This window comes from Streptomyces laculatispora, from assembly GCF_017353455.1.
Lineage (GTDB): Bacteria > Actinomycetota > Actinomycetes > Streptomycetales > Streptomycetaceae > Streptomyces > Streptomyces laculatispora.
Genome location: NZ_JAFMPZ010000543.1, coordinates 1 through 12,346, shown reverse-complemented (window position 1 = coordinate 12,346; position 12,346 = coordinate 1). Strand labels below are relative to the sequence as shown.

The following is a 12,346-nucleotide window of genomic DNA, read 5'->3' as shown; positions in this document are numbered from 1 at the left end:
GCCTTGGGCTGGCCGGCGCGCTCTGCCTGGATGCGGGCCAGGAGGGCACTGGCGGGTTCGTCGGTGGGGTCCTGGGGGACGAGGGCGCCGGCGAAGGCGCGGTTCAGCAGCGCCTGGCGCAGACTGGCTCCCTTCTGCGCGGCAACCTGCAGCGTCTCCTTGGCACGGATGACGTGTGTCTCCCAGGTCTCCGCCGCCTCGACCAAACGCATCTGATCCGCGATCCGAGGCACCGGAATACGCACCGACTTGACCTTCGACGTGCTCAACGTATAAAGCCCGCTCGTGGAACGGGCCACCTCACGCAGCTGATTGGTCACCACAGGAGCATTCCAGATGAGCTCCAGGTAGCGCGGGTTCAGACGGGGTCCCGGGCGTACGCGAATGAGGTGATTCTGATGCACCACGTCAGCGATCTCCCCTTTCCACGTCGCGGCCCGGCCGATCTGATCCGGGCTCCCGTTCCCCTCGACCACGAGGAGGTCACCCTCTCGGAGCCGATGCTTTTCCAGCTCATCCCGGAAGAGCTCAATTCTGTGAATTTCTCCCAGATCCAGGAAGCCGCGACCCACATTAGCGACCCTGAGAAATGGGTAGGCATTGTCCACCGGTCGCCGTTTTTGTTGCTTCTGAATTCCTCCGCTGACTTCCGCGACATCCGAAACGCTCACGAACTGAGTAGCCGCCAGCACTCCGCCGACAGCTCCCTGGGCGACGGAGTTGAGCACTGCGGACCAGAGATGGCTCGACCGCTTGGCTGCTCGGTTCACTTCTTCGGCAGCCGCGGCCAACCGGGAGAGGTGGCCTTCGAGGGACTCGACGATGCGGCGCTGTTCCGCAAGCGACGGGAGCGCCACTTGAATGCGGTCGAACCTGGTACGCGTGACGTGAACCATGCCAGATCCGTGGCTGGCAGCAGTGAGCTCGCGGATCTTGTAATCAATGAGGTAATGGAGGAATTTTTTATCGATATAGGGAATTACTTTGAAGATGTGCTGATTGACAGCGGCCCGAGGGCCTCGCCATATGCTGGTTCCCAGCGTCGCAGCCCAGGCCACGAGCAGATCCCCGTCATTGACGATATGCTTTTCTTCGAGTTCTCCATCAAAATAATTGAACGAGGAACCCGACCCCGTAAGGTTCTGGATACGGATAATCGGGAGACCCTCATTCGCCCACTCGGATTTCTTGAAACCCCGTCCGTTGATGTAGGCGCCGAGATCTCCGAGTTGGGCCCACACCCAGCCCATCGGAAGTTCCATCTCGCTCAAGCCAGTTCCCGATTCAGTTCAGTCAGCAGATCCAGCGCCGGCTCTTTGCCGCCGAACGCCATCATGAAGCCGCGCCCCTTGCCGCGCTCCGTGAACGGTTCGTGGGCGAGTTCCGCCGGCTCTATGCCGACATCGCTGGCGACGACGTCCCGTATCCGCTCCAGCCACCACAGCTGCTCGTCCGTGAACTCGACGCCCGCCTGTCGTTGCCGTAGCAGCCAGCCCTCGAAGCGCTCCTCGACCACCGTACGGTACGGGCGCAGCTCACTGTCCGCGCCGAGCTCGTAGCGGATCAGGCTGATCAGGTCCGGGATGCCGGCCTCTCGCCCCGGGCGGGCCACCGCCTGGTTCAGGTCCTCGTGGAAGCCCCAGAGGACCTTGGGGGTCCAGGACCGCCGGGAGGCCCGGATCGTCGCGGCGAGTTCCCTGAGCGCGTCCCGGGCCTCGGCCGGCGAGACTCGGCTTCCGCTGCCCAGGGCGACCCCGATCGCCGCGTTGCGGTCGCGCTGATTCTTCAGCAGATCGCCCCACTCGTGCAGGTTCTCGCGGGCCCGCTGCTCACGCGGGACCTCTTCGACCTCCGTCACCGTGACGGCCGTCGTCTCGTCGTACGTCAGGTCCTTGTCGCGGCGGATCTCCAGGATCTGGCGGCGCAGCTCCGGGTTGCCGGTCAGAACGGCCACAGCGTCCTCGACCAGCTTGCGGGCCGCGCCCGCACCGCCCTGCTGCCTTGCCTTGTCCTGCGCGTCGACGTCCACCGCGTCCACGATGCCGCGTGCGATCTTGGCCAGGGTGACGCCGCCCGCCGTGTTCGCCAGGAGGTCGCGCTCCTCATCCTTGAGCTGCTGGCTCAGTCGCGACAGGCGGCGCTGGAGGATCTCCGCCTCCTCCGCGCTGATCGACTTCGTGCCCGTCTTGTCGAGCAGTTTGGCCAGCGATACCTGTGCGCCCGTGGCCGGGACCATGGGGCGGGCGTCGACCAGCAGGGAGGTCGTGACACCAGCCGCGTCGAGCAGGACGAAGCGGTCCTTGGTCACTTCGTCGTCGGCGTCTGGAGTGACATTGCGCAGGTCATTGGCCGGAATGGTGCGCGCCCCGCGCCCCTTCATCTGCTCGAAAAGCACTGCGCTGCGGACCGACCGTAGAAAGATCACGCATTCCAGGGCCTGGACATCCGTACCCGTGGCGATCATGTCGACCGTGACGGCGACCCGCATCCGGGGGGAGTTCCGGAGGTCGTTGATCAACTCGTCCGGGTTGTCGCCGTTCTGACGGCTCTTGTACGTGATCTTCTTTGCGAAGTCGTCGCCGCGCCCGAAGACCTCCTTGACCTGCTTGAGCACGTCCTCGGCGTGGTCCTCCCCCACTGCGAAGATCAGGGTCTTCGGCAGGTCCTTGCGGCCGGGGAACCAGCGCTGCCAGTTGTTCTTGTACGTCGTGAGCACCGCGCGGATCTCGTCGACAGTGATCACTGACCGGCCGATCTGGCCGGTGGTGTACGTGAGGTCGTCGTCGAGTTCCACGTACCGCTGGGCCCTGGTCTTGCGGTCCTTGATCCGGACCGTCGTACCGGCCTCGATCTTCGCGCCGCCCTGCTCCCGGAGATCCGTGTTGACACGGACGATGTCGAAGTCGACGTTGACCCCGTCGGCGACGGCCTGCTCGTACGTGTACTCGGAGACGGTGTTCTGGTCGAAGAAGCCCCGGGTCTGCGCGGTCGGGGTGGCGGTGAGGCCGACCAGGTGGGCGTCGAAGTAGTCCAGGACACCCCGCCACAGGCCGTAGATGGAGCGGTGGCACTCGTCCACGACGATCAGGTCGAAGGACTCCGGAGGGACGTCGGGCTGATACTCGACCTCGATGGGGCTGTCGGTCGCGTAGTTCATCTCGGGGTCGTCCGCCGTGGCGTCGACGGGCGTCGCGTCCTGGTTCGCGTCCGTGGCGTCGTCGCGGGCGTCGTCGTCCGTCAGCTGCTCGCCCTTGAGCAGGGAGTACATCTTCTGGATCGTGCAGATGACGACGGACGAGGTGTCCTGGAGGCCCGCCGCGCCCAGGCGGTCGACGTTGTAGAGGTCGGCGAACTTCCGGCCGTCGTCGGGGGTCGTGTAGTTACGGAACGCCGACAGAGCCTGGCGGCCGAGGTTGTTGCGGTCGACGAGGAAGAGGACCCGGCGGGCACCGGTGTGCCTCAGCAGCCGGTAGGTCTCGGTGACCGCCGTGAAGGTCTTTCCCGCGCCGGTCGCCATGTGGATCAGAGCGCGGGGCTTGTCCTGGGCGAGGGACTGCTCCAGGCCGCTGATCGCATCGATCTGAGCGAGGCGCAGACCGTATGGCTCCAGCTTCGGCATCCGGCGCAGGCCGGCCCGGAAGGTCGGGACCCGGCGGTCCTGTGCGCCCTCCATCCACGCGGCGACGGTCTCGGGGCGGTGGAAGGAGAACACCTCGCGGGAGCGGGGCTCGGGGTCGAGGCGGTTGACGAAGTAGGTCTCGGTTCCGGTCGTGGCGTACCGGAAGGCGAAGGGCTCGGACGCCCGCCAGACGGCGAGGCTGTACTCCTTCAGCACACCCTTGGCATAGCGCTCGTTCTGGGCGAGGGCGCTGGAGAGGTGGTCCCCCTCGCGCTTGGCCTCGATGACGCCGACGATCTTGCCGTCCACGTAGAGCACGTAGTCCGCGCGTCCAGTCGCCAGGGTGAACTCCCGTACCGCGACGCCTCGCCCGGCGAGCGGGTTCAGGTCGGCACGGTCCTGGACCTGCCAGCCCGCGTCGGCGAGCATCGCGTCGATCTTGGTGCGGGCCTGGACCTCGTTGAGCGGGGCCGGGCGCTGGGCGCGGTGCACGATGGCCTGGCGGGCGGCGACGTCCACCCGGCGCGGCTGCTTGCGGGCGGCCTCGTACTGGGCCTGCTGCTTGGATCGCAGGCTGACGATCTCCGCTTCCATGTCCGCGAGGCGAACGGCCAGCGCCGCCTTGGCCTGCTGGGCGCTGACCATCAGCGCTTCGGCCTCGGAGCGCGCCCGGCGCTCGGCGGCGAGGCGGTCGGTGGACTCGCTCAGCTTCACCCGGGACTGGGCCAGTGCGTCGCGCTGCCCGTCCAGTGCCTGCCGCAGCTCAGTGACCTCGGCCGGGTCGGTGAGCACGGGCATGGCGGGCGGCACGAAGGCGGTGACCGTACGCTTGCCGGTCAGGGCGCGGTGGTAGAAGACGCCGAGCTCGTAGCAGAGCCGTACCGCTTCAAGGGCGCGGGTGGTGTCGAAGAGATGGGCGTGCGCCGCCTCGTTGCGGTCGCGCCGGAGCCGGTCGAAGGCGTCGTGCACGGCCGGGGTGAGCGCGCCGATGCCGGTGAGGGCCCGTAGCCGGTCGATCTGGTGGGTACCGGAGACCCGGATGCCCGTTCGTGTCACGAGGTCCTCGGCGAGGACCTCACCGAACTGGCCGGCCTGGACCTGGGCGGCGTTCGGATTGCTGAAGACGTTGAGCTCGGCCTGGGCGCCGTACAGGGCCAGGAGCGGCTGGTGCTGATACAGCACACCGAAGTTCGGTGATGCCTTGGCCAGGTCCCGAAGTCTGTCGTCCACGCTGTTCCCACCCCGCCGGTACACATCGTCAAGGTGATCGAGTTTACGAGGGGCGGAGTGGTCGGGCTCCTGGTTTCGCCAGTTCATATCCCCATACGGACCGGCCGTGGCCGCCGGCAGCGCCTTGGCCACCGGCCGGCTTTCGCCCCGGACAGCGAAACGGGGCCCGGTCTTTCGACCGGACCCCACTCGCTATCCCCCTCGGCCGGAGCTTCCCAATCCCCCCGGATCCCTCCCCGGAAGCGTCCGACGGCAGATATGACCCGCCGGGGTGCCCAAGGGTTGCGCGGCTTGGCAATCTCTTTGCCTAAAGGGCCAGGACGCGCCGGACGCGGGTTCAGCAGGCGTGTTCCACGTAGCGGGCCGCTACCTCCGCCAGCACCTCGGAGCCGTCGCGCGCCCACAGGTCCTCGTTGAAGATCTCCACCTCGACCGGGCCGTCGAAGCCGGTGGCCTCAACTGCCGTACGGAAGGCGCGGAAGTCCACGCAGCCGTCGCCGAGCTGGCCCCGGCCGACCAGGACACCCGCCGGGAGCGGGGTGATCCAGTCGGCGAGCTGGAAGGAGTGGATGCGGCCGGCCGCGCCCGCGCGGGCGATCTGGGCGGGCGCCTGGTCGTCCCACCAGAGGTGGTAGGTGTCGACGACGACCCCGACCCGGTCGGCCGGGAAGCGTTCCGCGATGTCCAGGGCCTGGGACAGGGTGGAGACGACGCAGCGGTCCGAGGCGAACATCGGGTGCAGCGGTTCGATCGCCAGGCGCACGCCGCGCTCCGCCGCGTACGGGGCCAGTTCGCCCAGGGCGTCCGCGATGCGTTCACGGGCGCCGTACAGGTCCTTGCTCCCGGCCGGGAGGCCGCCCGAGACCAGGACCAGGGTGTCCGTGGACAGGCCCGCCGCCTCGTCGAGCGCCGCGCGGTTGTCGTCCAGGGCGCGGGCCCGCCCGGCCGGGTCGAGGGCGGTGAGGAAGCCGCCCCGGCAGAGGCTGGTGACGGACAGACCCGAGTCGGCGAGGAGTCGCGCCGTGCGCTCGACGCCGTACTCCTGGACGGGGGCCCGCCACAGGCCGACCTTGCCGATGCCCGCCTTCGCGCAGCCCTCGGCGAGCTCGGGCAGCGACCACTGCTTGATGGTCTCCTGATTGATGGAGAGCCGGGAGAGGCCGTTACGGGTATCGGTCATCGGGAGCCTCCGTGCACCGTGAGCAGGGCGCGCATCCGGGATTCGGCCAGCTCGGGATCGGGGAACAGACCGAGCCGGTCGGCGAGTTCGTAGGCCTTCGCCAGGTGCGGCAGCGAGCGTGCCGACTGGAGGCCGCCGACCATCGTGAAGTGGTCCTGGTGGCCGGCCAGCCAGGCGAGGAAGACGACGCCCGTCTTGTAGTAGCGGGTCGGGGTCTGGAAGAGGTGCCGGGACAACTCGACGGTCGGGTCGAGGAGTTCACGGAAACCCTTGGTGTCGCCCGTGTCCAGGACCCGGACCGCGTGGGCGGCCAGCGGGCCGAGCGGGTCGAAGATGCCGAGCAGGGCGTGGCTGAAGCCGCGGTCGTCGCCCGCGATCAGCTCGGGGTAGTTGAAGTCGTCGCCCGTGTAGCAGCGCACCCCGCTGGGGAGGCGGCGCCGGACGTCGATCTCGCGCTCCGCGTCGAGGAGGGAGATCTTGATGCCGTCGACCTTGTCGGGGTGTTCGGCGATGACCTGGAGGAAGGTGTCGGTGGCCGCGTCGAGGTCGGCGGAGCCCCAGTAGCCGTCCAGCGCCGGGTCGAACATCGGGCCCAGCCAGTGCAGCACGACCGGCTCGGTGGCCTGGCGCAGCAGGTGGGCGTAGGTCTCCAGGTAGTCCTGCGGCCCGTTCGCCGCGGCGGCGAGCGCGCGGGAGGCCATCAGGATGGCCTGGGCGCCGCTCCCCTCGACCAGGGCGAGCTGCTCCTCGTACGCGGACCGCACCTCGGCCAGCGAGGCGGGGCCGGGCGGGAGCTGGTCGGTGCCGACGCCGCAGGCGATCGCGCCGCCGACGGACTTGGCCTCGGCGGCCGAGCGGCGGATCAGCTCGGCCGCACCCGCCCAGTCCAGGCCCATGCCGCGCTGGGCGGTGTCCATGGCCTCGGCGACACCGAGGCCGTGCGACCAGAGGTGGCGGCGGAAGGCGAGGGTGGCGTCCCAGTCGACGGCGGCCGGGGAGTCGGGGCTGACGTCCGCGTACGGGTCGGCGACGACATGGGCGGCGGAGAAGACCGTACGGGAGGCCAGGGCCGCCCCGCCGGGGGCGAGGTCGAGCGGGGTGGCGCGGGGCTCGTACGGCCCCTGCGGGAGGTGGATGGTCACGAGATCAACTCCGGTGCGCCCAGCGGACAGTGGATGCTCACAGGGTCAGCTCCGGGACGTCGAAGCGGCGGCCCTCGGCGGAGGACTTGAGGCCGAGCTCGGCGAGCTGGACGCCGCGGGCGCCGGCCATCAGGTCCCAGGCGTAGGGCTCGTCGAGGACGATGTGGCGCAGGAACAGCTCCCACTGGGCCTTGAAGCCGTTGTCGAAGACGGCGTTGTCGGGGACTTCCTGCCACTGGTCGCGGAAGGACTCGGTGACCGGGAGGTCGGGGTTCCAGACCGGCTTGGGGGTGGCCGAGCGGTGCTGGACGCGGCAGTTGCGGAGCCCTGCGACGGCGGAGCCGTGGGTGCCGTCGACCTGGAACTCGACGAGCTCGTCGCGGTTGACACGGACCGTCCAGGAGGAGTTGATCTGCGCGACGGCGCCGCTCTCCAGCTGGAAGATGCCGTACGCGGAGTCGTCGGCGGTCGCGGCGTACGGCTTGCCGTGCTCGTCCCAGCGCTGCGGGATGTGCGTCTGGACGTGCGCCTGGACGGTGGCGACGCGGCCGAACAGCTCGTGGAGCACGTACTCCCAGTGCGGGAACATGTCGACGACGATGCCGCCGCCGTCCTCGGAGCGGTAGTTCCAGGAGGGGCGCTGGGCCTCCTGCCAGTCGCCCTCGAAGACCCAGTAGCCGAACTCGCCGCGCACGGAGAGGATCTCGCCGAAGAAGCCGCCGTCGATGAGGCGCTTCAGCTTCAGCAGGCCCGGCAGGAAGATCTTGTCCTGGACGACGCCGTGCTTGATCCCGGCGCTCCGGGCGAGACGGGCCAGCTCCAGGGCGCCCTCGACGTCGGTGGCGGTGGGCTTCTCGGTGTAGATGTGCTTGCCCGCGGCGATGGCCTTCTTGATCGCCTCGACCCGGGCCGAGGTGACCTGGGCGTCGAAGTAGATGTCGATGGTCTCGTCGGCGAGGACCGCGTCGAGGTCGGTCGACCACTCGGTCAGGCCGTGCTGTTCGGCAAGCGCCTCCAGCGCGTGGGCCCGGCGTCCGACGAGGACCGGCTCGGGCCAGAGCACGTCGCCGTTGCCGAGGTCGAGGCCGCCCTGTTCCCGGATCGCGAGGACCGAGCGCACCAGGTGCTGCCGGTATCCCATGCGACCCGTGACGCCGTTCATGGCGATGCGCACTGTCCTGCGTGTCACGAAAGTTCCTCCATACAGCCGTAGCAAGCGCTTTCTATCCGGGATGACGCTAGCCTGCCGACAGCGGCCTGGACAAGAGGGGGCACGCTGATTGGCTCCTCTCCCCTCATCACTCCTCGGAGGAATGCGATGACAGTCACCCTGGCGGACGTGGCGGCTCGCGCCCGGGTGTCCCCGGCCACCGTCTCCCGTGTGCTGAACGGCAACTACCCAGTGGCCACGTCCACTCGGGAGCGGGTACTGCGTGCGGTGGACGATCTGGACTACGTGCTCAACGGGCCCGCCAGCTCGCTCGCGGCCGCCACCTCCGACCTGATCGGCATCCTGGTCAACGACATCGCCGACCCGTTCTTCGGGATCATGGCGGGCGCGGCGCAGACGGAGATCGGCGGTCCGGGTGACGGTTCCGGCCGGGCGGGCGGCGAGAAACTCGCCGTCGTCTGCAACACCGGCGGCTCCCCGGCCCGCGAGCTCACCTACCTCACCCTGCTCCAGCGCCAGCGCGCCGCCGCCGTCGTCCTCACCGGCGGCGCGGTCGAGGACCCGGCGCACCAGGCCGCGATGTCCGCGAAGCTGGCGAAGCTCGCGGACGCGGGAACCAGGGTGGTGCTGTGCGGGCGGCCGCCGCTGCCGGACAGCGAATCGGTGCTGGCCGCGCTCGCCTTCGACAACCGGGGCGGCGGCCGGCGCCTGACCGAGCACCTGATCTCGCTGGGCCACCGCAGGATCGGCTACGCCGCGGGACCGCTGGAGCGCACCACGACCCGCCACCGCCTGGAGGGCCACCGCGACGCGATGAGGACAGCGGGACTGTACGGGGACGCGGCCGGGGACGGGCGCCCCGCGCACGCCGGTGACGAGGAACGGCTCACCGTGCACGGCTCCTACGACCGCGGCTCCGGCTACGACGCCACCGTCGAACTCCTGCGCCGTGAACCGGGGATCACGGCCGTCGTCGCCGCGAACGACACGGTGGCCCTGGGCGCCGCCGCGGCGATCCGCGACCGCGGTCTGCGCATCCCCGAGGACATCTCGGTGGCGGGCTTCGACGACCTGCCGTTCTCGGTGGACGTGGTCCCGGCGCTGACGACCGTACGGCTGCCGCTCTTCGAGGCGGGGGCGCGGGCGGGCCGGCTGGCGATGGGCAAGGAGACCCCGCCGCCGGGCGGCATCGCGACGATCCCGGCGGAGCTGATGGTGCGGGGGTCGACGGCGGTGCCGCGGGGGTGACCCGGCTCCCCGCGACCGGGTCCGCGGGGGGATGACTTGGTTACCCGTGACCAGGGCATCCGTCAGTCAAGCCATGAGGCGATGATGTGCCGCCCACTGCCCGGTCCGTACGGTGCAGGGGCACGGCAGGTACCGATGGAAGGACATGCACGTGAAGCTCGCTTTCTCCACCCTCGGGGTGCCGGGGCTGCCGATATCCGAGGTTGTCCGGCTGGCCGCCGAGCACGGCTACCAGGGGGTGGAGCTGCGCGCCCACCCGGAGGAGCCGGTGCACCCGGGGCTCTCGATGCTCGAACGGGCCGATGTGGTCGAGGAGTTCAAGCGGGGCGGAATCGAGATCCTGACCGTGGCCGGCTATGTCCGGGCGGCGTCCGAGGGGGACGACCAGCCGGTGCTGGACGAGCTCGCCGCTCTGGTGGAACTTGCCCGGGACCTGGGGGCGCGGAACGTCCGGGTCTTCCCCGGCGGCGGCGACCAGGACCCCGCCACGGCCGACGCTGCCGCCGCCCGCAGGCTGGCCGCCGTCGCTCCGTACGCCGCGGACATGGGCGTGCGCATCCTGCTGGAGACCCACGACTCGCACCGCGCGGGGGCGGCCGTGGCCCGTGTGGTGGGCACGGTGGGGCACGGGAGCGTCGGTGCGCTGTGGGACGTCATGCACACCTGGCTGGCCGGTGAGGACCCGGCCGCGAGCCATGCGGTGCTGGCCCCGCACCTGGGATACGTCCAGGTGAAGGACATCGCGTCGGCCGAGGACACCGAACCCCTCGCTCTGGGCGCCGGGGTGCTGCCGCTGCGGGCCTGCCTGGACACCCTGGACGCGGACAGCTGGGTCTGCTGGGAGTACGAGAAGCGCTGGCACCCGGAGGCGGCGGAGCTGCCCGGACTGCTGAGCGCGGGGCGCGAGCACCTGCTGCGGCTGGGCGCGCCGAAGCAGTAGGCCGCCCAGGCGCCCCCGCGGTGGGTTTCCTCTCGATGGCCGACGGGTGATCGAGAGGAGACCTGGCCCGGACTCGATTCACGGAACACCGTCGAACGCCCCGGTTCGGCCGGACGCAGGTTCAAACAGCAAGCTCATCCTGTTCGGCCCCGGTGCCGTGGTGCTCCTCACGGTGGGCGAGTACTTCCGTCATGTGCGATTCGGCCCAGTCCTTGAGGCCGGCCATGACGCGGTTCAGGGACAGACCGAGGTCGGTGATCTCGTACGTGACGGTGACGGGCACGGTGGGCGTGACGGTCCGGGTGACCATGCCGTCGGCTTCCAGGGATCGCAGGGTCTGGGTGAGCATCTTCTGGCTGACGCCCGCGAGCCGGCGGGACAGTTCGGAATAGCGCATCGGCCGGGGCCCGTCTCCGTGGTCGACCCCGGGACGGTGCGGGCCATCGCTGCCGAGCGCCGCGAGGATCACCGCGACCCACTTGTCGGAGATCCGTTCGAGCAGCTGGCGGCTGGGGCAGCCCTCCATGAACGCGTTGTAGCTCGTCTTCTCCTCGGCCCGCTGCTGAGCCGCCGTCCGCGTCCGCATCGATCGCTCCCTCCTCACCCGATGGGGGCTTACGCACTTTCAAGTGCCTTCTTCTGCGCAGAGGTTAACGAATCCAGCATGGAGCCTGGAACCGATCACCCCATCGCAAGGGAACACCATCATGAGTGCCGATACCTTCCGCACCGCTGTCGTCCGCGTCCCGAACGGGCCCGACTCGATCGAGATCATCGACGTGCCCGTCGCCGAGCCCGGCCCCGGCCAGATCCGCGTCGCCGTCGCCGCGGCGACGGTCAACCCCACCGACCTCGGCGTCGCAGCGGGATTCTTCCACCAGATCGGTCTGGTGCGTCAGCCCGAACACACTGGTCTGGGCTGGGAGTTCGCCGGCGTCGTGGACGCGGCCGGGCCGGGCGCCGGCCTGGCCCCCGGCACCCGGGTGGCTGGCCTGGTGGCCGGTTTCGACCGGGACTACGGCACCTACGCCGAGCAGATCATGGTCGCAGCGGCCGACGTCGCCCCGGTCCCCGACGGGCTGGACCTGCTGGCCGCCGCCACGGTCCCCCTCAACGGGCTGGCCGCCGCGCAGATCGTCGACCTGCTCGGCGACGCGCCCGCCGGGGCCGCCCGGCTGCTGGTGACCGGCGCCGCGGGGGCGGTCGGTGCGAACGTCACCGTACTCGCCCGGGAACGCGGCTGGCAGGTGACCGGGCTCGCCCGCACCGGCGACGAGGAGTTCGTCCGCGGCCTCGGCGCCGGCTTCACCACGCGCGCCGAGCCGGAATGGGACGCGGTCGTCGACCCCGCACAGCTCAATGGCCAGGCCGTCGAGCTGGTCCGCGACGGCGGCGCCTACGTCGGCCTGCGGCCCGGCCTCGAACCCCCCACCGAGCGCGGAATCTCGGTCACCTCCGTGGTCACCGCCTCCGATCGCGGGCGGCTCGCCGGCCTCCTCGCCCGCGCCGCCGCGGGCGAACTGCCGGCCCGCGTCCACGCGGTCGTCTCCCTGGACCAGGCCGCCGACGCCCACCGGGCCACCGCCGGGGGCGGCCTCCGCGGGCGCTACATCATCTGCCCCTGACCCGCCCGAAGCCCATTCCGTTCCGCCCCCCGTACGACACCTCAGGAGATCCGCCATGACCATGAAGCGCCTCGCCACCGTCCTCGCCGCCCTCGGCGGCCTGTTCCTCCTCTACATCGGGGCCCTCTTCCTCCTCGACCCGCAGGCGTCGGCCGAAGGGTACGGACTGCCCCCCTGGCCACAGGGCCAGG

At 70.1% G+C, this 12,346-nt stretch carries 9 protein-coding genes; 3 read left to right on the top strand and 6 right to left on the bottom strand.

The genetic code is table 11. From position 1 onward, the window contains the following. The 5 genes from J1C73_RS28795 to J1C73_RS28775 form a co-directional block, all read right to left on the bottom strand. Positions 1-1,262, bottom strand: a 1,262-nt coding sequence (locus J1C73_RS28795; RefSeq protein WP_242644850.1) for a restriction endonuclease subunit S, incomplete at its 3' end; no start/stop codon positions are given. Positions 1,263-1,267: 5 nt separating this feature from the next. Further along, positions 1,268-4,849, bottom strand: a complete 3,582-nt coding sequence (locus tag J1C73_RS28790; protein WP_307797821.1) for a DEAD/DEAH box helicase family protein — start codon at positions 4,847-4,849, stop codon at positions 1,268-1,270. A gap of 337 nt (positions 4,850-5,186) precedes the next feature. Beyond that, complete coding sequence (locus J1C73_RS28785) at positions 5,187-6,029, bottom strand: sugar phosphate isomerase/epimerase family protein (protein ID WP_207318941.1); 843 nt, start codon at positions 6,027-6,029, stop codon at positions 5,187-5,189. Further along, the gene (locus J1C73_RS28780; RefSeq protein ID WP_207318940.1) at positions 6,026-7,171 is read right to left on the bottom strand and encodes a dihydrodipicolinate synthase family protein; all 1,146 of its coding nucleotides are present in this window, start codon (positions 7,169-7,171) and stop codon (positions 6,026-6,028) included. The genes J1C73_RS28785 and J1C73_RS28780 overlap by 4 nt, the downstream gene beginning before the upstream one ends. Positions 7,172-7,208: 37 nt before the next feature. Next, entirely contained in the window at positions 7,209-8,360 is a 1,152-nt protein-coding gene (locus J1C73_RS28775; RefSeq protein ID WP_207318939.1) for a Gfo/Idh/MocA family protein, read from the bottom strand. 129 nt (positions 8,361-8,489) lie between these two features. On the opposite strand from J1C73_RS28775, the gene J1C73_RS28770 reads away from it, so the two are divergent. Beyond that, a complete protein-coding gene (locus tag J1C73_RS28770) occupies positions 8,490-9,590 on the top strand; it encodes a LacI family DNA-binding transcriptional regulator (RefSeq protein ID WP_207318938.1) in 1,101 nt (366 codons plus the stop codon). A gap of 151 nt (positions 9,591-9,741) precedes the next feature. Then, the gene (locus J1C73_RS28765) at positions 9,742-10,530 is read left to right on the top strand and encodes a sugar phosphate isomerase/epimerase family protein (protein ID WP_207318937.1); all 789 of its coding nucleotides are present in this window, start codon (positions 9,742-9,744) and stop codon (positions 10,528-10,530) included. A 121-nt stretch (positions 10,531-10,651) separates the two neighbouring features. Here J1C73_RS28765 and J1C73_RS28760 read toward each other — a convergent pair whose 3' ends face one another. Next, on the bottom strand, positions 10,652-11,116 hold the full coding sequence (locus J1C73_RS28760; protein WP_207318936.1) for a winged helix-turn-helix transcriptional regulator: 465 nt from the start codon (positions 11,114-11,116) through the stop codon (positions 10,652-10,654). 121 nt (positions 11,117-11,237) lie between these two features. Here J1C73_RS28760 and J1C73_RS28755 point away from each other — a divergent pair, with 121 nt between their 5' ends. Continuing rightward, positions 11,238-12,155, top strand: a complete 918-nt coding sequence (locus J1C73_RS28755; RefSeq protein ID WP_207318935.1) for an NADP-dependent oxidoreductase — start codon at positions 11,238-11,240, stop codon at positions 12,153-12,155. The last annotated feature ends 191 nt before the right edge of the window (positions 12,156-12,346 follow it).